This is a genomic window from Mycobacterium sp. 852013-51886_SCH5428379 (assembly GCF_001665575.1).
In the GTDB taxonomy this organism is placed as follows: domain Bacteria; phylum Actinomycetota; class Actinomycetes; order Mycobacteriales; family Mycobacteriaceae; genus Mycobacterium.
Genome location: NZ_LZSU01000040.1, coordinates 37,429 through 56,746, shown reverse-complemented (window position 1 = coordinate 56,746; position 19,318 = coordinate 37,429). Strand labels below are relative to the sequence as shown.

The 19,318-nt window shown below is 69.7% G+C and carries 21 protein-coding genes and 1 pseudogene; 14 read left to right on the top strand and 8 right to left on the bottom strand.

What is annotated here, in order from left to right; all coding sequences use genetic code 11:
• Positions 1-244, top strand: a pseudogene (locus A5757_RS23470) (hypothetical protein); the annotation flags it as partial.
• A gap of 88 nt (positions 245-332) precedes the next feature.
• Here A5757_RS23470 and A5757_RS17385 read toward each other — a convergent pair.
• On the bottom strand, positions 333-1,865 hold the full coding sequence (locus A5757_RS17385; RefSeq protein ID WP_066836353.1) for an APC family permease: 1,533 nt from the start codon (positions 1,863-1,865) through the stop codon (positions 333-335).
• A gap of 158 nt (positions 1,866-2,023) precedes the next feature.
• On the opposite strand from A5757_RS17385, the gene A5757_RS17380 reads away from it, so the two are divergent.
• The 10 genes from A5757_RS17380 to A5757_RS17335 all read left to right on the top strand — a co-directional run bounded on the left by A5757_RS17380 (position 2,024) and on the right by A5757_RS17335 (position 9,881).
• Complete coding sequence (locus A5757_RS17380) at positions 2,024-3,304, top strand: aspartate aminotransferase family protein (protein WP_066836351.1); 1,281 nt, start codon at positions 2,024-2,026, stop codon at positions 3,302-3,304.
• Positions 3,301-4,842, top strand: a complete 1,542-nt coding sequence (locus A5757_RS17375; RefSeq protein ID WP_066836349.1) for an aldehyde dehydrogenase family protein — start codon at positions 3,301-3,303, stop codon at positions 4,840-4,842. The genes A5757_RS17380 and A5757_RS17375 overlap by 4 nt, the downstream gene beginning before the upstream one ends.
• 3 nt (positions 4,843-4,845) lie before the next feature.
• Positions 4,846-5,451 carry a BMC domain-containing protein gene (locus tag A5757_RS17370; RefSeq protein WP_066836347.1) on the top strand — a complete coding sequence of 202 codons (606 nt, stop codon included), beginning with the start codon at positions 4,846-4,848 and terminating at the stop codon, positions 5,449-5,451.
• A complete protein-coding gene (locus tag A5757_RS17365; protein ID WP_066836346.1) occupies positions 5,448-5,951 on the top strand; it encodes a hypothetical protein in 504 nt (167 codons plus the stop codon). Before A5757_RS17370 ends, A5757_RS17365 begins: the two co-directional genes overlap by 4 nt.
• Complete coding sequence (locus A5757_RS17360; RefSeq protein ID WP_066836345.1) at positions 5,948-6,220, top strand: EutN/CcmL family microcompartment protein; 273 nt, start codon at positions 5,948-5,950, stop codon at positions 6,218-6,220. Before A5757_RS17365 ends, A5757_RS17360 begins: the two co-directional genes overlap by 4 nt.
• Before the next feature lie 10 nt (positions 6,221-6,230).
• Positions 6,231-6,512, top strand: a complete 282-nt coding sequence (locus A5757_RS17355) for a BMC domain-containing protein (protein WP_066836343.1) — start codon at positions 6,231-6,233, stop codon at positions 6,510-6,512.
• Between the two features lie 11 nt (positions 6,513-6,523).
• A complete protein-coding gene (locus tag A5757_RS17350) occupies positions 6,524-7,189 on the top strand; it encodes a microcompartment protein (RefSeq protein ID WP_066836341.1) in 666 nt (221 codons plus the stop codon).
• Complete coding sequence (locus A5757_RS17345) at positions 7,189-8,193, top strand: phosphotransferase enzyme family protein (protein WP_066836339.1); 1,005 nt, start codon at positions 7,189-7,191, stop codon at positions 8,191-8,193. Before A5757_RS17350 ends, A5757_RS17345 begins: the two co-directional genes overlap by 1 nt.
• 43 nt (positions 8,194-8,236) lie before the next feature.
• Positions 8,237-9,016, top strand: a complete 780-nt coding sequence (gene fabG, locus A5757_RS17340; RefSeq protein WP_066836338.1) for a 3-oxoacyl-ACP reductase FabG — start codon at positions 8,237-8,239, stop codon at positions 9,014-9,016.
• Between the two features lie 82 nt (positions 9,017-9,098).
• A complete protein-coding gene (locus tag A5757_RS17335; protein WP_066836370.1) occupies positions 9,099-9,881 on the top strand; it encodes a GntR family transcriptional regulator in 783 nt (260 codons plus the stop codon).
• On the opposite strand, the gene A5757_RS17330 is transcribed toward A5757_RS17335, so the two are convergent.
• The 5 genes from A5757_RS17330 to A5757_RS17310 form a co-directional block, all read right to left on the bottom strand.
• Positions 9,853-10,680, bottom strand: a complete 828-nt coding sequence (locus tag A5757_RS17330) for a CPBP family intramembrane glutamic endopeptidase (protein WP_066836330.1) — start codon at positions 10,678-10,680, stop codon at positions 9,853-9,855. The two genes, A5757_RS17335 and A5757_RS17330, sit on opposite strands and share 29 nt — an antisense overlap.
• Positions 10,681-10,684: 4 nt before the next feature.
• A complete protein-coding gene (locus A5757_RS17325; RefSeq protein WP_082929530.1) occupies positions 10,685-11,299 on the bottom strand; it encodes a cutinase family protein in 615 nt (204 codons plus the stop codon).
• A gap of 190 nt (positions 11,300-11,489) precedes the next feature.
• Positions 11,490-12,761 carry an amidohydrolase family protein gene (locus A5757_RS17320; RefSeq protein WP_066836326.1) on the bottom strand — a complete coding sequence of 424 codons (1,272 nt, stop codon included), beginning with the start codon at positions 12,759-12,761 and terminating at the stop codon, positions 11,490-11,492.
• Complete coding sequence (locus A5757_RS17315; RefSeq protein WP_066836324.1) at positions 12,755-13,846, bottom strand: CoA transferase; 1,092 nt, start codon at positions 13,844-13,846, stop codon at positions 12,755-12,757. Before A5757_RS17315 ends, A5757_RS17320 begins: the two co-directional genes overlap by 7 nt.
• 21 nt (positions 13,847-13,867) lie before the next feature.
• Positions 13,868-14,875: a MaoC family dehydratase gene (locus A5757_RS17310; RefSeq protein ID WP_082929529.1), complete on the bottom strand. Its 1,008-nt coding sequence runs from the start codon at positions 14,873-14,875 to the stop codon at positions 13,868-13,870.
• 39 nt (positions 14,876-14,914) lie between these two features.
• Here A5757_RS17310 and A5757_RS17305 point away from each other — a divergent pair, with 39 nt between their 5' ends.
• Positions 14,915-16,075, top strand: a complete 1,161-nt coding sequence (locus A5757_RS17305; RefSeq protein WP_066836322.1) for an acyl-CoA dehydrogenase family protein — start codon at positions 14,915-14,917, stop codon at positions 16,073-16,075.
• A 3-nt stretch (positions 16,076-16,078) separates the two neighbouring features.
• Positions 16,079-16,828 (top strand): GntR family transcriptional regulator, encoded by a 750-nt coding sequence (locus A5757_RS17300; protein ID WP_082929527.1) that lies wholly within the window; start codon positions 16,079-16,081, stop codon positions 16,826-16,828.
• Here the strand turns inward: A5757_RS17300 and A5757_RS17295 are convergent.
• Positions 16,798-17,637 (bottom strand): helix-turn-helix domain-containing protein, encoded by an 840-nt coding sequence (locus tag A5757_RS17295; protein WP_066836320.1) that lies wholly within the window; start codon positions 17,635-17,637, stop codon positions 16,798-16,800. The two genes, A5757_RS17300 and A5757_RS17295, sit on opposite strands and share 31 nt — an antisense overlap.
• Positions 17,638-17,721: 84 nt before the next feature.
• Between A5757_RS17295 and A5757_RS17290 the strand changes: the two genes are divergently transcribed.
• Positions 17,722-18,441: an SDR family oxidoreductase gene (locus A5757_RS17290; RefSeq protein WP_066836318.1), complete on the top strand. Its 720-nt coding sequence runs from the start codon at positions 17,722-17,724 to the stop codon at positions 18,439-18,441.
• Here A5757_RS17290 and A5757_RS17285 read toward each other — a convergent pair.
• Positions 18,416-19,318, bottom strand: coding sequence for an enoyl-CoA hydratase/isomerase family protein (locus tag A5757_RS17285; RefSeq protein WP_066836316.1), 903 nt, complete (start codon positions 19,316-19,318; stop codon positions 18,416-18,418). The genes A5757_RS17290 and A5757_RS17285 overlap by 26 nt on opposite strands.

Below are 19,318 nucleotides of genomic sequence, written 5' to 3'. Positions count from 1 at the left end.
ACATGTGTATAAGAGACCGTTCCACCACCGCGCCCATCACCGCGGCGACATCACCCTCACCGGACCCGCCGACCACCTCGCCGTCACCGACGCCACCGGCCAACCCATGACCAACCGCGCCCTCGCCCGGCCACCCACCACACCTCCACCGGAGGTGAAACCGTGCCCCGGACCGACCGGGGAACGCGCCGACTGGTGGTGGTACACCCCCTACCAACCCAAACCACCACCGGCCGCCGCGTAGGTCGAGAAAACGCGAAGACCCCCGCGGCGAAATGCCTTGTCAGACAAGACGCCGCGGAGGCCTCCGTGATGCCGAACGGGACGCGCTACTAGTCGCGAACCTCGCTGTCGTCGTAGACGATCCGGCCGATCAGCTCGTACCGGCGGGCGTCGCGGTACTTGAAGTACGTCGCCATGGCCGCGCCGATCACGAAGACCGACACCACGATCCACGGCGTAAGCTTGAACAGCAGCGTGCCCGACGCCGTACCCGCGGCCGACTCCTTGTGCTCCCACAGCAGATACACCACGTAGAGCATGCCGAGGCCACCCATCAGCGGCGCGAGGAACGTCTTGAACCAGTGCGCACTCGACGGATGCTCCTTGTGGAAGTGGAAGTACGCGATCACGGCGAAGGCGCACAACGACTGCACGATCAGGATCGCCATCGTGCCCAGGATCGCCAACAGCGTGTACATGTGCACGTACGGATCCATACCGGCGGCGAAGAACGCCATGATCAGCACCAGGGCGATACCGCTCTGGACGAACGACGCGATGTACGGCGAACCGTGCTTCTTGTGCGTGGCGCCCAGCGTCTTCTGCAGACCGCTCGACAGCCCTTCGCGCCCCAGGGCGTACAGGTAGCGCGAGGCACAGTTGTGGAACGCCATCCCGCACGCGAACGAACCCGTCACCAGCAGGATGTTGAACAGCGTGATCGCCCACTCGCCGTAGGTGGTGCGCACCGGGCCGAAGAAGATCTCCGACGACGTGTCCGCGTCCTGCGCGAGCTCCAGCGCCCTTGACGGACCCGTGCCAGCGATCGCCATCCACGACACGAAGACGTAGAACAGGCCGACACCCAGGACCGCGATCATGGTGGCGCGCGGGATGATCCGCTTCGGGTCCTTCGACTCTTCGCCGTACATCGCGGTCGATTCGAAGCCGACCCATGACCAGAACGCGAAGAACAGGCCGAGGCCCGCGCTGGCGCCCGCGATGGCGGCCGGGGTGAAGGCACCGATCGGGTTGAGCGTCTCGGCCACCGCGAATCCGTCCGGACCGCCGCCCTTCACCAGCACCGCTACCGCACCCAGACCGAGCATCACGATCTCGGTCACCAGGAAGACACCGAGGACCTTCGCGGTCAGATTCACGTCGAAGTACGTCAGGATGGCGTTGAGCACCAACATCAGCAGCGCCGGCAGGATCCAGTGGATCTCGACGCCGAACTGCGACGACAGGAAGTTCTTGAAGAAGAACGAGAAGATGCCGATCAGCGAGGCCTCGAAGACGACGTACGCCATCGTGATCAGCAGACCGCTGGCCATCCCGACGATACGGCCCAGGCCGTGGGAGATGTAGCCGTAGAACGCACCGGTGGCCGTGATGTGTTTGGCCATCGTGGCGTAACCGATCGCGAACAGCCCGAGCACGATCGTTGCGACCAGGTAGCCCGCGGGGGCGTGCGAACCGTTTCCGAAGCCGACCGCGATCGGCACGTTGCCGACCATTGCGGTGATCGGCGCTGCGGTGGCGACCGCCATGAAGATCACCCCGAGGGTGCCCACGGCGTTACGCTTGAGTCGCTGCACCCCTTGAGGTGCTGTGTTCTGCGGTGTGACCGCTTGATCCGTCATTTACGGGCGCGCCTTCCTGCGAGCGGTACAGAGAATCCTGATAGACGATGTGGCGTGGACCACAACCGAACCGTAGGAATATTGGCACTACCAATGCGACTGCGCAACAGGAACCGCCAACCATTGACTTGAATGGTCCGCCCATTTACGGTGGCGGGGTGTACGACTACGGCACGTTCTCCTTCGAGTCCAAGACTCAGGTGCTGGAGCGCGCGAAGACGTTCTGGAATCCGGACAAGACCCAGTTCTGGACCGACTCCGGCGTCGACCTGGTCATCGACAAGCGCGAAGGCTACTTCCTGTGGGACATGGGTGGCCGCCGGCTGATCGACATGCACCTCAACGGCGGCACCTACAACCTCGGGCACCGCAATCCCGAAGTGATGCAGGCTGTTTCGCAGGGCATGGAGATGTTCGACGTCGGTAACCACCATTTCCCGTCGGTGGCCCGCACGGCGCTGGCGCAGCGGCTGGTGGAGACCGCCCCCGACTCGATATCCAAGGTCGCCTTCGGTTCGGGCGGCGGCGAGGCCATCGACATCGCGCTCAAGAGCGCCCGCCACGCCACCGGCCGGCGCAAGATCGTCTCGGTCATCAAGGCCTACCACGGCCACACCGGACTGGCCGTCGCCACCGGCGACGATCGCTTCGCGCAACTCTTCCTCGCCGACCGGCCCGACGAATTCATCAAGGTGCCGTTCGGCGACATCGGCGCCATGGAGCAGGCGCTGGCAGGCAATGACGTCGCCGCGCTGATCATGGAGACCATTCCCGCGACGTACGGCTTCCCGCTGCCCCCACCGGGCTACCTGGAAGCGTGCTACGCCCTGGCCCAGAAGCACGGCGCCCTCTACATCGCCGACGAGGTGCAGACCGGGCTGATGCGCACCGGCGAGCTGTGGGCGATCACCAAACACAACATCGAGCCCGACATCATCGTCACCGGCAAGGGTCTCTCGGGCGGCGTGTACCCGATCACCGCCGCGCTCCTCGGCGACCGCGCCTCCCGCTGGCTCGACCAGGACGGGTTCGGCCACATCTCGACGTTCGGCGGGTCCGAGCTCGGCTGTGTGGCCGCCATCAAGACACTCGAGATCACCACCCGGCCCGAGGTCCGCTCGATGGTGCACTACATCGCGGACATCTTCGACGTGGGGCTGCGCCGGATCCAGCGCGACTATCCGGACTGGTTCATCGGCATCCGGCAGAACGGCGTGGTGATCGGGCTGGAGTTCGACCATCCCGAAGGGGCGAAGTTCGTCATGCGTGAGCTCTACGAGAACGGGGTGTGGGCGATCTTCTCCACCCTCGATCCGCGTGTCCTGCAGTTCAAACCCGGGCTGCTGCTGAGCCGCGACCTGTGCGAGGACGTCCTCGACCGCCTCGAGGTGGCGGTCGGCCGGGCGGCGGCGACGGCCAGGAAGCGGGGTCGGGTATGACTGATTTTGCTTCAGCAGGACACATGCTCGAGCGTGCCCGCTGGGCGGCCCGCGCCTACGGCGAGTACGACCAGACCGCCGTCACGGCGATCGTCACCGCAGTCGCCGATGCCGCCCACGCCGCGGCCGATCGGTTCGCCGCCGAGGCCGTCGCCGAGACCGGGATGGGTGTCGTCGCCGACAAGGTCATCAAGAACCGGGCCTGCTCGCGCGGCATCGTCGACTTCTACCGCGGTGACGACTACGTCTCGCCCCGGGTGGATCCGGCCAGCAAGATCGTCGAAATCCCCCGCCCCGCAGGCGTCGTCCTCGCACTGACCCCCACCACCAACCCCGTCTCTACGGTGTACTTCAAGGTGCTGCTCGCGCTGATGACGCGCAACGCCGTCGTGGTCGCCCCGCATCCGCGCGCCAAGCGGTGCTCGGCCGACGCCGCCCGGCTGCTCGCCGAGGCCGCCGTGGCCGCGGGCGCTCCCGACGGCATCGTGCAGGTGGTCGACGAACCGTCCATCCCTCTGGTCGAGGCGCTGATGGCCGACGAGCGCACCGACGTCATCGTCGCCACGGGCGGTACCGGCGTGGTGCGCGCGGCTTACTCGTCGGGCACCCCCGCACTCGGCGTCGGCCCCGGCAACGTGCCCGTCTTCGTCGACGGCAGCGCCGACGTCACAGCCGCCGCCCAGCGCATCGTCGACAGCAAGGCGTTCGACAACTCGGTGCTGTGCACCAACGAATCCGTGCTGATCGCCGAGGAGTCCATCGCCGGCGCCCTGAGCTCGGCGATGACGCGCGCCGGCGCACACATCCTCGACGAGGACGGCGCGAACCGGTTGCGCGAGTACATGTTCCGCGACGGACACCTCAACACCGACGTCGTCGGACGGGACGCCGCGTGGATCGCCGGCCAGGCCGGGCTGCGGGTCACCCCCAAGACCCGGGTGCTGGTGGCGCCGTTCGGCCAGGTCATCGGCGAGGAGATGTTCACCCACGAGAAGCTGTCGCCGGTCCTGGGCATGACCACTGTGCCTGACGCCGGCCGCGGAATCCGCGCCGCACGCGCCGTCGTCCGCATCGGCGGGGCCGGACACTCTGCCGCAATCCACAGCGAGAACGCCTCCGTCATAACCGAATTCGCCACGCAGGTGCCGGTGCTGCGGGTGTCGGTCAATGTCGGCAACAGCACCGGCAGCTCCGGTCTCGACACCAACCTGGCGCCGTCGATGACGATCGGCACCGGCTTCATCGGGCGCAGTTCGATCGGGGAGAACCTGCGGCCGGACAATCTGCTGAACTGGACCCGCATCGCGTACAACAGCGATCCGTCCGTCGCGATGCCCCAGTTCGCCGGAATCAACCCCTGGCACACCCCGGCCGGGGCGGTACCCGAGTACCCCCGCGCCTCCAACGACCGCGACGCCCCGGCACCGGCGCGCACCGCCCCGTCCGTCAGCCGTTCGGCCGACCCGGGTTACGAGGCCCTGCGGGCCGAGTTGCGGGCGCTGGTGGTCGAAGAACTCGCACAATTGATCAAGAGGTGAGTCGTGGCTGAACTTCGTTCCTTCATCTTCATCGACCGGCTGCAGCCGCAGACCATGTCGTATCTGGGCACCTGGATCAAGGGTGCGTTGCCGCGGGCGAACATGGCCGCGCAGATCATCGAGGTCGCCCCGGGCCTGGACATCGAGGGTGTCACCGACGTCGCCCTCAAACACGCCGACGTCAAGGCCGGAATCCTGGTGGTGGAACGGCAGTTCGGCTACCTGGAGTTCCACGGCGAGACCGGCTCGGTGAAAGCCGCCGCGGATGCAGCGCTCGAATACCTGGGCGGGGAGCGTGATTCGGCCGTCCGCCCGAAGATCCTGGCGTCTCGGATCATCTCCAGCATCGACCACCAGCACGCATTCCTGATCAACCGCAACAAGATCGGGTCCATGGTGCTGGCCGGCGAGTCGTTGTTCGTCCTCGAGGTCGCCCCAGCGTCCTACGCGATCCTGGCCACCAACGAGGCCGAGAAGGCCGCCGACGTCAAAGTCGTCGACTTCCGGATGATCGGCGCGACGGGCCGGGTGTACCTGTCCGGTGCGGAGGCCGACGTCCGCCAGGCCGCCGAGGCCGCCCGCGACGCGCTGGCCCGGAGCACACCGTGAGCGGCATCGACCGCGACGCGCTGCGCGCTCTTGTCCGGGAGGTGGTGCGGGACGCCGTGCGCGACCTGCCCCGTCCCGCGTCCGCACCGGCGCCGCCACCGTCGCCGCCGCCCCCCGCGGCCTCGACCGTCGCCGAGCAGATCGGCGTCGTGGCATCCGGACCGCTCGCTGCCGACGAGAAGCACCGCAGTGAGACCGTCCGGCTGGCCACCGACCGCGACCTGGATGCCTTCGTGCGGAACCTGTTGCGGCTGTTCGAGAATCCCAAGAACCGCGCCGACCTCAAGGCTGGCCGACTGACGTTCCGGTTGGCCGGCACCGGTAACTCGGGGACCGGTCAGACCCGCCGGATCGAATCCGGCGCCGTCACCGAACGTCACATCGCCGACGTCGCCGCGGTGGGCGCCGGCCTGGTGCTCGGCAGGCGGGCAGTGCTCACCCCGCTGGCGCGTGAGAAGGCCCGGGCACTGGGCGTCTCGATCGAGAAGGAGCGTAGATGATAAGCGCCACCGTCACCGGAAGCGTCTGGTCGACCCGCCGCATCGAGGGCATCCCGGCGGGCGCCTTCCTCGAGGTCGAACTCGACGGCTCCGGTAGCCGAATGGTCGCGTTCGACGTACTCGGCACCGGCATCGGCGAACGCGTTCTGATCACTCAGGGCTCCGTCGCCGCCAACTGGTTCACCGGAACCCCACCGCCGGTCGACGCGCTGATCATCGGGTCGATCGACTCCGACTCACCCGTCACCCAACCTGTAGAAACCGACTGAAGGAGAAACCATGCCCAGCAATGCGATCGGTCTCATCGAGACCAAGGGCTACGTAGCCGCCCTGGCCGCCGCCGACGCGATGGTCAAGGCCGCCAACGTCAGCATCACCGACCGCCAGCAGGTCGGGGACGGTCTGGTCGCGGTCGTGGTGACCGGTGAGGTCGGCGCCGTCAAGGCTGCCACCGAGGCCGGCGCGGAGGCGGCCTCGCAGGTCGGCGAGCTCATCAGCGTCCACGTGATCCCGCGTCCGCACAGCGAGCTCGGCGCCCACTTCGCCGTCGCCACGTCGTAGCCGGCCGCTCTATGGTCGCGATCGACACCGGGCCGCAGTCACGGACGCACACCGACATCCGCGTCTATCTGCTGGTCGAGGATCTGCAACAGCAGTTCGCCGCCTATCTCGGCACGCCCACCCGGGCGCGGGGATATCCGCCGTACGCGGGTGAGCACGCGCTGATCGTCGAGGTGTCCCCCGCCCTGGCGATCGAGCGGGTGATCGATCTCGCGCTGCGCGAGGTGCCCGGGATCCAGCCCGGAATCCTCTACGTGGAGCGGCAGTTCGGTGTGTTGGAGATCCACTCGGCGAATCTGGACGACGTGCAACGGGCGGGGCAGGCCATCCTGGCCGGCACCGGCAACCGCGCCGAGGACCAGCTGCGGCCGCGGGTGCTGTACCACGACATCATCACCGACATCACCGATCAGCACGCGGTGATCCTCAACCGCAACCGCCAGGCGTCGATGATCATGCCGGGCCAGTCGCTGCTGGTCTACGAGATGACCCCGGCGTTGTTCGCGGCGGTGGCGGCGAACGAGGCCGAACGGGCGGCTCCGGGTCTTACGGTGGTGGACGTGCAGATGATCGGTGCCGCGGGACGGCTCTACATCGGTGGTTCGGTCGCGGACGTGACCGTGGCGCGGGACCGCATCACCGCGGTGCTCGCCGGGATCGAGGGACGGGAGCACTGATGGCTGAGGTGATCGCCGACGACATCCACGTGGCCCAGCAGGCGCTCGCCGACTACGACCTGGCGCCGAGTTCGACTCTGCGCCTGCTGAACCTGTCGGAGAACGCGACCTATCTGGTCGAGGACCCCGACAGCGACACCCGCTCCATTCTGCGGGTGCACCGGAAGAACTACCACCGCCGGCACGAGATCGAATCCGAACTCGACTGGCTGGACGCGCTGCGCACCGAAAGCGACGTCACCGTGCCGACGGTGCTGCCGACCCGCGACGGCCGCCGGGTGGTCACCGTCGACGACCACGGCACCGAACGCTACGTCGTGCACTTCGACATGGTGGCGGGTGCCGAACCGGACGAGGGCACCGTCACCGTCCACGACTTCCACACACTGGGCTGCATCACCGCGGCGCTACACGATCACTCGCGGTCCTGGACCCGGCCGGCGACGTTCGGCCGCTTCGCCTGGGACTGGCAGAACTGCCTGGGCGACGCTCCGCGGTGGGGACGCTGGCATGACGCCGCTGGTGTCGGCCCCGACGAGACCCATCTGCTCGGCCGCGCCCAGGATCTGCTGCACCGGCGCCTCGTCGACTACGGCAACGGCCCCGACCGCTTCGGGCTGGTGCACGCCGACCTGCGACTGGCGAATCTGCTCGTCGACGGCTCGACCATCACGGTCATCGACTTCGACGACTGCGGATTCGGTTGGTTCTTCTACGATTTCGGCACCGCGGTGTCGTTCATCGAGGACGACCCCGCGCTGCCGGAGTGGCAGGCGTCGTGGGTGGAGGGTTACCGCAGCCATCGTTCGGACCACGGCGAAATGACCTCCGCCGACGAAGAGATGCTCGCGTCGTTCGTCCTGTTGCGCCGCCTGCTGTTGCTGGCTTGGATGGGAACCCACAGCCACTCGAAGGAATCGCAGTCCAAGGCGGTCAGCTTCGCCGCGGGCAGCTGCGCCCTCGCGGAACGCTATCTGAGCACCAACGGCCAACGGCTGGCCTGATCACCCACGAGCTCAGGGCTCGACACACCGAAGGACGGGGACAATGTTCAACTCACTGCAGGGCCGCACCGCGCTCGTCACCGGCGGCAGCAAGGGGATCGGCAGGGGCATCGCGGAGGTGTTCGCCGCCGCCGGTGTCAACGTCGTCATCACCGGCCGCAACCAGGCCGACATCGACAGTTGCGTCGAGGCGCTCAGCGGCAAGCCCGGCGCGGTGAGCGGTGTCGCGGCCGACGTCGCCGATCCGCAGGGGTGCCGGGACGTGGTCGACGCCACGGTCGAACGGCACGGCGGCCTGGACATCCTGTGCGCCAACGCCGGCATCTTCCCGTCGGCACGGCTCGAGGAGCTCACCGCCGAGGACCTCGATCAGGTGCTCGCCGTCAACTTCAAGGGCACGGTGTACTCCGTGCAGGCCGCGCTACCCGCACTCGGTGCCAGCGGGCACGGCCGGGTGATCGTGACGTCGTCGATCACCGGACCGATCACCGGCTACCCCGGGTGGTCGCACTACGGCGCCAGCAAAGCCGCTCAGCTGGGCTTCATCCGCACGGCCGCAATGGAGTTGGCGCCCAAGCAGATCACCATCAACGCGGTGCTGCCGGGCAACATCATCACCGAGGGCCTGGTCGACATGGGCGAGGACTACATGAAGCAGATGGCGTCGGCGATCCCGGCCGGCCGGCTCGGCGGCGTCGCTGACATCGGTAATGCTGCGCTGTTCTTCGCCACCGACGAGGCGGCCTACATCACCGGGCAGACGCTGGTGGTGGACGGCGGGCAGATCCTGCCGGAATCGCATATGGCGATCGCCGAAATGTGATCTGACCGCCCGATAGGATTGGTTCTACCAAATCATGGTCGACGCCGATCCGTCGATGAGGCAGCTGACAGGAGGTCCTCCGGTGCCCACGCAGAGTGAGGAGTTGCGGCGCCGGATCGTGGCCGACATCAACGCCGGGTCGCCTGGCGCCAAACTCGGCAGCGAACGCGACCTGGCCGAGCGGTACGGCACCAGCCGGTCGAGTCTGCGCCAGGTGTTGGCCGCGTTGGAGGAGGCCGGTCTGGTGCACCGGGCCATCGGCCGGGCGGGCGGCATCTTCATCAGCCACGCCCAGGTCGAGCGCAATCTCGCCGACGTGGTGGGGGTGCCGGCCTTCCTGGCCAACCAGGGCTACGTCGCCGGGACGCGGGTGCTGTCGACGAGGATCGCCCCGGCCGACGCCACCACCCAGGCCGCGCTGCGCCTGGCCCCGACGGACTTCGTGGTCGAGATCCAGCGGTTGCGATTGGCCGACGGATCGCCGATGTCGTTGGAACTGGCGCAGTTTCCCGCCGATGCGTTCCCCGGTCTGCTCGAACAACAGCTGGGCGGCTCGATCTACGAGGTGCTCGAGACCCACTACAGTCTGGTGCCGGGCCGGGCCGACGAACGCATCGAGGCGGTGAACGCCACCAACGCCGAGGCTTCGCTGCTCGGGGTCAAACCGAAGTCGGCGCTACTGCTGATCACCCGCGTGACCTATGACGAGGCCGACACCCCGTGCGAGTTCTCCCGCGACCTGTTCCGCGGTGACCGGATCTACCTCGCGGTGACCGCCCAGGGCCGCGGTATCGGCAAGGGGATGGGCGAGCGCCCTGACCCCAACACCGCGTCGGTCACCCTGCAGAGCCAGCTCGCGGTGTGATCGGCCGGACGCGCCACCGCCCCGCGATCAGCAGGACGGCGACCACCGGAGTCATCGCCAGGATGTAGAGCACGGTGCTCGCGGTGACCGACATGGCCGAACCGGTCAGCAGATCCAGGCCGACCGCCACGACGAGATTGCCCCCGCCGTGCACGAGGCACGACGGCCAGACCGAACCCGTTCGGCCCCAGACGAATCCGATGACGAACTCCAGCATGATCGACAGCGGCACCCACAGCAGCATGGCGATCACGGCCTCGCCGGCGTCGACGTGCGCGCCGAAGTAACCGACCCACGGCAGCGGCCAGTGCCACACACCCCAGATGAGCCCGGTGAGGAACGTGGTGGCGATGGGCCGGCCGGGCAGCAGCCGGTCGCGCAGATACGCCGTCCAGCCGAACTCCTCGCCGAAGAAGATCGGCGCCGCGAGCACCGGGATGACCGGGATGGCGATCAGGAACAGGGCGTGGTCGGACCATTCGGTCTCCGACGGGCTCCAGTAGCCGGCCGCCCAGGCCAGCCCCAGCGCGATACCGAGGAACACCGGCGCCACCGCGAGGGCGAACAGATAGGTCGGCCAGTGCGCGCGCAGCCGCGGTCGCAGTCCGGCGTCGGCGAAGCCCTCGCGGGTCACCCACCGCCGAACGACGATCGCCGCCAGCGCCGGGATGAACGCGGCGGTGACGAGCTGGGTCACCGGATCGTCCATGCTGCCCCCGGCCGCGCCGACGGCCGCCCAGGCCAGCCATGCGGGCACGAAGGCCAGCGCCAGATAGCTCAGGACCCCGCGCGAACGCACCCGCTCAGTCGGCTTCGACCAGCCGTGCGGCCACGTACTCGGCGGCCTGCTCGGTCATCGGGCCGTTGTAGGTGGCCGGGGTGTGCATGGCGAAGTTCAGCCCGTCCGAACACACCGGATCCTCCGGCGCGCAGAGCTGGATGGTCTTGGCCGCGTACTGGGGGCCGATGACGACCGGCGGTTCGCCGAGAAAGTTCATCGCCCGCACGTTCGGCAGGCCGAACAACGCGACCGCCGCGACGTGCTCGGCGATGTCGGGGTCCAGGGGCTTCGGCACGGTCGTCGGGTCGACGCCGTCGGGTACGTTCTCCGAGGTGACGAAGCCCATCACCGCGGCGCCCTGCGAGTATCCGCCGAGCACCATATCGGTGTCCGGACAGGCGTTCGCGAGGGTCAGCACGCGGGCGCCGGCATCCCGTACGCCGTCGGCACCGGTGGCCCACAGGTCGATCGCCGGATAGTTCACCGGATACACCGCCAGCGTCTGATCGCCGATCCGGCCGCGGAGCGCATCGACGAACGCCTGGCCGGTGGGACCGACGCCGGGCGGTTCATGCGTGCCGCGGGCGAACAACACCTCGACGTCGGGACACGACTGCGCCGAGGCGGCGGCGACCATACCGGTCGGACCCACCAGGGATGCGACCGTGGCGGTGATGGCGAGGACCGTGAGATCGAGGCGCACGACATACTCCGTTCCGCTGCAGGACCGCGAATGAGCGCGGCGAACCACACCTATTGTCTTGAGCGCAGCGATGACTGCAAGTGGGATGTTCCATCGCGGCCCTCCGACGGTCGCGCGTGAGGGCTCAACCCGACGCGTGGACCTCGCCGGCGATGACCGTCGCGGCCACCAGGTCGGCGTCGAGGATGGCGAGAACGTCGGCGGGGTCGGCGGCCAGCAGACACAGATCGCCCGGCTGACCCAGGGTGACGGTCCGCGGGTCGGCGGGCGCCGCACCCGATCCGGTGAACATCGCCAATGCTGTTGCGGGTTTGATCCGTTCGCGAGGCCCGAGGATGTCACCGCACGGTGCGCGACGGTGCACCGCGGCCCGCATCGCCGCCCACGGATCGGCGGCGCCGAACGGCGTGTCGGTGGACAGCGCGACGGGGATGCCGGCGTCGAGCAGTGTCGCGACCCGCCACAGTTCGTGGTGCTCGGTGGCGGGCACCTCGGCGATGTACTGGTCACCGCGCTCGGCGACGAAGTTGGGCTGGGTGACGACGGTGACGCCGAGGTCCGCCAGATCCGCCACGCAGTCGTCAGGCACCACCGCGGCATGCTCGATGCGATCGCCGGGACGTGTGCCGGCGAGGCGCAACGCGGCGATCGTGACGACCAGCTGCGCGGCGGTGACGCAGTGCACTCCCACCGGAACGTCGGCGGCGTGCGTGCCGTCGATCCAGGCGGTCAGCTCGTCGAGGTCGAGTCCGTCGTCGTGCAGGATCCGTTTGCCGGGGGCCAGGACGTGCACCCGCTGCCGCAGGTCCGCGGGAAGGTCGGCCGGGTCCAGATCCGGTGTGGCATCGGTGATTCCGGTGATCCCGTACTGCAGTAGCCGGCGACTCCACTCGGCGGTGGGGAGAGCCCGCCGGTCGGTGCCCCAGGTGGTGTCTGCGCTGCGCAGCCGGCCGTCGGGATGGTCGGAGCGGCCGAGCAGGCGCAGTCCTGCCGAGTTCATCATCCACAGCGCGCCGGTGCGGTGCTGGATCCGGACCGGCACCCCCGGGGCGAGGTCGTCGAGGACCGTTCGGTCGAGCGGTCCGGCCGCCGCCTCGTGGTAGTCGATGCCCCGGATCCATCCGTCCGCACCCGGCGTCGCCGTACGCAGCAGCCGGCCCAGCGCGGCGCGGCCGGCGACGGCGGCGGGGCCGACCCGGATGGATCCCGAAGCCGCTGCGGCGGAACGGATGTGAAGGTGGTGATCGTGCAGCCCCGGGATCACGGTCATCCCGGCGGCGTCGAACACGTCTTCACCGGGCCACGGGTCGAGGGTGTCGGCGACCGCGTCGATCAGCTCGGTCACCCGCACGTCCACCCGACGGCCGTCGAGCAGGCGGGCTCGTTTGATCAGCATATGTGGCTGCGGCTTTCGATCAGATCGCGCACCGCGGCATTGTCGCGGCCCAGTGGTGCCGCCCGATCCGTCAGGCGGGGTGCGCGCAGGCCCACGTCGTCCACACCGTCGGGCGGCAGCGCCGCGTACCCGGCGGCGACGGCCGCCATCGCGAGCTCGATCAACTCGCCGCCACCCCGGGCCGCCGCTTCGGCGACGCAGACCGCCGCCTGCAGTCCGGTCAGCGGATCGGCGATCGCGTCGCCGAGGAACACCGGACCGTCGCCCAGCAGCCCGCCCGCGACGGCGGCGTCGTCACCGAACGCCACCCGGTCCGCGAACTCCCCCGCCGCGCCGTACCCGGTGATGCGCAGCCAGATCCGGCCGTCCCGCGCGGGCACCTGTTCGGCCGCGAGACCACGGCGGGCCAGTGCGGCGGGTCGCGACCCCTCGATGACGACGTCGGCCACCGCGAGCAGGGCCCGCACGGCGTCGTCCGCCAGATCGCTTGCATAGCTGAGCTTTCCGGCGTTCGTCCAGTCGAAGAACGGTGGCGGGCCGGCCCGGGTCCCGTCGGGCCGCGCGGGGCTCTCCACCTTGACCACCGTCGCCCCGGCCTGTGCGAGCAGGCGGCCGCACAGCGGTCCGGCCCACATCGACGCCAGCTCGACGACGAGCAGATCTCGCAGCGGGCGGGGCGGCGCCGGGCGGCCGAGCGGCCGGATCACCGGCGTGGTGGGCGCCGTCTCGCCGGGCACGGCCGCGGGCAGGCCGAGCAGGCGGGCGCGGGCCACGGCCTCGGTGGCGGTCCGGTGGGCGGACCAGTCGGCGAGGGCCGGCCAGGGATCGGCATCGACGCGGTCGGCCTCCACCAGCGCGGGGACTGCGGCGATGTCGTCAGCCCGCGACAGGGTCAGCGCGATCCAGCCGTCGCGGGTGGGCAGCAGCCGCGAGGCGCCGCCTGCGGAGATCCGCCCCGGCGCGGGCAGGCCCAGCAGCGCGGCGCGACCGGTGAGCAGTTCGATCGCGTCGACGCGGTCGGGGAGGCGGTCGGCGAGCCGCTGCGCATGGGCGGGCACCGCTGCTGCCAGCCGCCATGCGCTCATCGGTTCATTGTGCGCATCGGTTCAGAACTGGAGCGCGGAGAACCGCCAGTCCAGCACCTGGCGGTCGTCGCCGCCGCCGTCGTCGGACGCCGCGAAGACCAGTGACCGCAGCCCGAGCACGCCCCCGCGGCCGTCGGCCAACGGTGTCGCGGACTCGACGTGGAGCTCGCTGTAGAGCGTGTCACCTTCGTACACCGGGCCGGTGTGGTCACAGGACTCCCACCCCAACACCGTGACCAGATCGGGCAGCAGGCGCGTCGCCTGCGCCAGCGCCAGCCCGATGGTGTGCCCGCCGTACACCAGGCGCTGCCGGCCGAAGCGGGCATCGTGGTGGATCGCTGCGATGTTGAGGCTCAGGCGCGCGAGTTCCGGTGCGCTGCTGACGACGTCGGCGGTGCCGTGCAGCACCGCGCCGGCCAGTCCGGCGTCGAAGTGCGCACCGGGCACCCGGTCGCGGTAGGCCGCCGCGTCCCACTCCGCGGTCGGATCGGGCGGTGCCACGGCGTCAGCGCCGATCGACGACAGATCGTCGGCGTGGCCGGTATCGGCGGCATTATCGCTCAGTGGCAGCATCGCGCACCGGTAGAAGTCCAGGACGAGGCGGCCGAGCTGGTCGACCGTCGTCATCCGCAGTGCGGCCAGCCCGGTGCGCGCACGGCCCGGTTTGACCGAGTTCTGCCGCAGGCCCACCACCTCGGTACGGGTGAACAGGCTGTCGCCGATCACCGGGTACCGGTGGAACACCAGCCCGCGGTAGAACAGGTTCGCCTTCACCCGATGGGTGACCAGCGTGGACTGCCCGATCGCGACGTCGCACACCAGGGCCGGATGGGCCAGCGGGACAGTCGAACCCGTGACCGCGGTCGCGAGGTCGGCGTCGAGGGTGAGGCGCAGCCGGTCCCCGATGATCGAGTGGTGCACCGCGGCCGATCCCGTGGTGAGCGTCATCGACGGGGCGGTGTCGAAGACCTGCCCGACGGTGAGGTCGTCGAAGAATGGCCCGCCCGCCAAATGGCCGTACAAAGTCACAGCTGTCGACTCTGGCAGTGCCCCGAGCAGTGTGTCAACATGGCCGTACATATGACCGAAGAAGAGCAGCTCCTCGTCGACACCGTCCGCCGCTTCATCGATCGCGACGTCCGCCCGACCGTGCGCGAGGTCGAACACGCCAACACCTATCCCGAGGCGTGGATCGAGCAGATGAAGCGCATCGGGATCTACGGTCTGGCCGTCCCCGAGGAGTACGGCGGCTCGCCTGTCTCGACCCCCTGCTACGTCGAGGTCACCCAGGAACTCGCGCGCGGCTGGATGAGCCTGGCGGGGGCGATGGGCGGACACACCGTCGTCGCCAAGCTGCTCACCCTGTTCGGCACCGAGGAGCAGAAGCGGGTGTATCTGCCGGGGCTGGCCACCGGCGAGATCCGCGCGACCATGGCCCTGACCGAACCCGGCGGTGGCTCGGATCTGCAGGCGATGACCACCACGGCGCTGCCGTGCGACGGAGGCGGGCTGACCGTCAACGGCGCCAAGACCTGGATCAGCAACGCCCGCCGCTCCGGGCTGATCGCGCTGCTCTGCAAGACCGATCCGGCCGCCGAACCGCGGTACCGGGGGATCTCGGTGCTGCTGATCGAACAGGGCACGACGGGGCTGTCGGTGTCGCGGGATCTACCCAAACTGGGCTACAAGGGTGTCGAGAGCTGCGAACTGCTCTTCGACGACTGCCGCGTCCCCGCCTCGGCGATTCTCGGCGGCGATCCCGGCCGGGGCTTCGGCCAGATGATGAAGGGCCTCGAGACGGGCCGCATCCAGGTGGCCGCCCGCGCGCTCGGCGTCGCGACCGCGGCGCTGGACGAAGCCCTGCGCTACGCCCAGGAGCGCGAGAGCTTCGGCCGGCCGATCTGGAAGCACCAGTCGGTGGGCAACTATCTGGCCGATATGGCGACCAAGCTGACCGCCGCCCGCCAACTCACCCGCTACGCCGCCGAGCGCTACGACAGCGGTGAGCGGGCCGACATGGAGGCGGGGATGGCCAAGCTGTTCGCCTCCGAGGTGGCAATGGAGATCGCGCTGAACGCCGTACGCATCCACGGCGGATACGGCTATTCGACCGAGTATGACGTAGAGCGCTACTTCCGCGACGCACCGCTGATGATCGTCGGCGAGGGCACCAACGAGATCCAGCGCAACGTGATCGCCGCCCAACTGGTCGCGCGCGGCGGACTCTGAGCGGTGCGCACCGAACCGGCCTACCAGCTGCTGCGGGAGCAGCTGCGCGACGAGATCGCCGCGGGCCGCTACCCCGACGGCGTGCGGCTGCCCACGGAGTCCGAACTCGTCGAGCGACACGGCCTGTCGCGCCAGACGGTGCGACGCGCGTTCCAGGATCTGGTCGCCGAGGGGGTGGTCTACCGGGTGCCCGGCCGCGGCACCTACGCCCGCGGCACCGGGCGGTATCTGCGCCAGCTCGGCTCCATCGAGGATCTGATGAGCCTGTCGGAGGACACCACGATCGAGGTGATGGCCGGGTTGACCAGGCGCACCGACGTCGAGGCCGCGAGCCGGCTGCGTCTCGACGACGACGTGGTACACACCGTCGTGTTCCGCCGGCTGCACGGTGCGCCCGGCGAGGGTGTGCCGTTCGTGTCGACGACCGTGCATCTGCCCGGATCCGTCGCCGCCGCGGTGCGCGGTGACCTGGGGATCTCCGCCGCGCTGCGCACCGGCGCCGTCGGCACCCACACCGTCATCGGGTTGCTCGAACCACATCTGCCCGAACCCATTGCCGAAGCCGCGCAGTCGATCACGGTTGCGCCCGCCGACGCCGGCGTGGCCGCGGCGCTCGGCTGCGCACCGGGGCACCCGATGCTGCGTGTCGACCGGCTGTACAGCGATGCGTCGGGGCGGCCCGTCGAGCTGTCGGTCAGCCATTTCCTACCCGAGCAGTACACCTACCGGGTGACGTTGCGCCGCTCCGGATGATCGGTGGCGGCGATGGCGCCGAGCAGCGTCACCGCGTCGGCGCTGGGGCTGCCGGGTTCCGCGTCGTAGACCACGAGCTCCTGACCGGGGGCGGACCGGACGTCGAACGTCTGCATCCGCAACGTGAGCACGCCGACCTGTGGATGACGGAACCTCTTCTCCGCCAGCGATTTCCGCCGTGCATCACGGCGCTCCCACAGTGCGCGGAACTCGTCGCTGCGCTCGAGCAGCTCCGACAGCACCGCACGGGTTCGTGGATCGTCGGGTGCGCTGCTGTGGGCCATCCGGAAACCGGCGGTCGAATCGGCGGCGACGGCATGCCAGTCCACGTAGAACTCGCGGGCCCGCGGTTCGGTGAACACCAGCAGCATCAGATTGCCGACCGCCCCGACCGGTCCGAACAGCGCCTCGGCCAACGGATTCACCGCCAGCACGTCATAGGACCGGTTGTAGACCAGCGCCGGGTTGTCCGGCCAGGCGTCCATCAACCGCAGTAGCGCCGGATCGACCCGGTCGGACACCCTGGTGCGCTGGGGTGTCGGTGCGTGCCCGGCCAGCCGGAACAGGTGGGTGCGGCCGTCGTCGTCGAGGCGCAGCGCCGCGGCCAGCGCATCGAGCATCTGCACCGACGGTGACCGCTCCCGCCCCTGTTCGAGGCGGCTGTAGTAGTCGACGCTGACACCGGCCAGCATCGCGACCTCTTCACGGCGCAGACCCGGCACCCGGCGGACGCCCACACTGGACAGCCCGGCGTCGGCCGGGCGCAGCGCGGCGCGGCGACTTCGCAGGTACTCGCCGAGTTCGGCCACGTCCTCAGCCTAACCGCGCCGCCGGATCCAGACAGGGTGCAGCGCACCCTGGTTGGCGGCGCCCGCGCGACGAACGATGGGGACATGACCGAATCCAAGACCGTCCTCGTCACCGGAGCCAGCAGCGGGATCGGCGAAGCGGTGGCCCTCGCCCTGGCCGCCGAAGGCCATCAGGTGGTGGCCGGCGCCCGCCGGGAGGACCGCCTGGCCGAACTGGCCCGGCGCTCCGGCGGCCGGGTCGACACCCACCGCCTCGACGTCACCGACCGCGACGACGTCACCGCCTTCGTCGACGCCGCCGTGGCGACCCACGGCCGGGTGGACGTCATCGTCAACAACGCCGGGGTGATGCCGCTGTCCCGGCTCGACGCCCTGCTGGTCGACCAGTGGGACGCCATGATCGACGTCAACATCCGCGGACTGCTCAACGGCATCGCGGCCACGCTGCCGCATTTCCAGCGACAGGGCGGCGGGCACTTCATCACGGTGGCCTCGGTCGGCGCCCACGAGGTGGTGCCGACCGGTGCCGTCTACTGCGCGACCAAACACGCGGCCTGGGCCATCACCGAGGGTCTGCGGCTCGAGGTCGATCCGTCGATCCGCGTCACCACCGTATCGCCGGGCGTGGTGGAATCCGAACTGGCACAGACGATCACCGACTCGACGGCCGCTGAGGCGATGCGGCAGTACCGGGCCGAGGCGATCCCGCCGGCGGCGATCGCCCGGGCCATCGCCTACGCGATCGGTGAGCCGGCGGAGGTGGACGTCAACGAGCTGATCATCCGCCCGGCCCGCCAACGGTGACGGCGTCGACCAGGCCCCAGCGCAACGCGGTCGGCGCACCGATCGTCCGACCCGACAGCACCAGATAGGCCGTGCGCCACCGGCCGATCCTGCGGGTGACGCTGACCGTTCCGCCCGCCCCGGGGATCAGGCCCAGGTTCAGTTCCGGCAGACCGAACACCGCGTTGGGGGCCGCCACCACCTGACCGCAGTACGCCGCCATCTCCAGCCCGCTGCCCAGGACCTGACCGTGCACCCGCGCCACACAGCGCCGGCCCAGGCGCGCGGTGAGCTCGTCGAGGACCAGCGCCGGACTGTGCCGCGTTCGCGCGAGATGGGCGTGCGCCGGATCATCGAAGCTGCCGAACTCCGCGAGATCGCCTCCGCTGCAGAAAGATCGGCCCGCACCGGACAGCACCACCGCGTCGATTGCCGGATCCAGCCTGGCCACCTCGAGCGCCTCGAGCAGAGCGGCGCGGGTGTCGGTCGCGAACGCGTTGTGCCGTTGCGGCCGGTTGAACTCCACCGACAGCGTGTTCCCGTCGCGCCACGCGCGCACCGGATCCGGTGAGGTCGGCGCCCGGGCGGGTCCGCGGGCGGCGAGCCAGCCGGCGAACTCCGGACCGGCCTGCAGCGTCGAGTACGCCAGCGATTCGGTGACCACCCCCGCCCGGGTGGTGCCCGCCGGATCGATCGCGCGTAGCACGTCGTCGCAGACCGCGGCCGCCACCGGGCGGCGTGCGCAGCGCTGCGTCAATTCGTCGAGGCTGTCGCGGACCGAGGCCACCGTGACGGCCCGCCGGTCGTCGGTGTCCTCCTCGAGGAGCGTGAACGTCGTGTCGGCACGGGGCTTCCCGACCCCGACGACGATCCCGCCCGGCAGCTCGACGGTGCTCAC

What these genes read in the sequence shown, in the direction of transcription:
- A5757_RS17355 (WP_066836343.1), top strand. Translation starts at nt 6,231, where the DNA reads ATGCCCAGCAATGCGATCGGTCTCATCGAGACCAAGGGCTACGTAGCC.
- A5757_RS17315 (WP_066836324.1), bottom strand. Translation starts at nt 13,846, where the DNA reads ATGAGCGCATGGCGGCTGGCAGCAGCGGTGCCCGCCCATGCGCAGCGG.
- A5757_RS17305 (WP_066836322.1), top strand. Translation starts at nt 14,915, where the DNA reads ATGGCCGTACATATGACCGAAGAAGAGCAGCTCCTCGTCGACACCGTC.
- A5757_RS17360 (WP_066836345.1), top strand. Translation starts at nt 5,948, where the DNA reads ATGATAAGCGCCACCGTCACCGGAAGCGTCTGGTCGACCCGCCGCATC.
- A5757_RS17385 (WP_066836353.1), bottom strand. Translation starts at nt 1,865, where the DNA reads ATGACGGATCAAGCGGTCACACCGCAGAACACAGCACCTCAAGGGGTG.
- A5757_RS17290 (WP_066836318.1), top strand. Translation starts at nt 17,722, where the DNA reads ATGACCGAATCCAAGACCGTCCTCGTCACCGGAGCCAGCAGCGGGATC.
- A5757_RS17350 (WP_066836341.1), top strand. Translation starts at nt 6,524, where the DNA reads ATGGTCGCGATCGACACCGGGCCGCAGTCACGGACGCACACCGACATC.
- fabG (WP_066836338.1), top strand. Translation starts at nt 8,237, where the DNA reads ATGTTCAACTCACTGCAGGGCCGCACCGCGCTCGTCACCGGCGGCAGC.
- A5757_RS17375 (WP_066836349.1), top strand. Translation starts at nt 3,301, where the DNA reads ATGACTGATTTTGCTTCAGCAGGACACATGCTCGAGCGTGCCCGCTGG.
- A5757_RS17325 (WP_082929530.1), bottom strand. Translation starts at nt 11,299, where the DNA reads ATGGTCGCCGCCGCCTCGGCGCAGTCGTGTCCCGACGTCGAGGTGTTG.
- A5757_RS17345 (WP_066836339.1), top strand. Translation starts at nt 7,189, where the DNA reads ATGGCTGAGGTGATCGCCGACGACATCCACGTGGCCCAGCAGGCGCTC.
- A5757_RS17320 (WP_066836326.1), bottom strand. Translation starts at nt 12,761, where the DNA reads ATGCTGATCAAACGAGCCCGCCTGCTCGACGGCCGTCGGGTGGACGTG.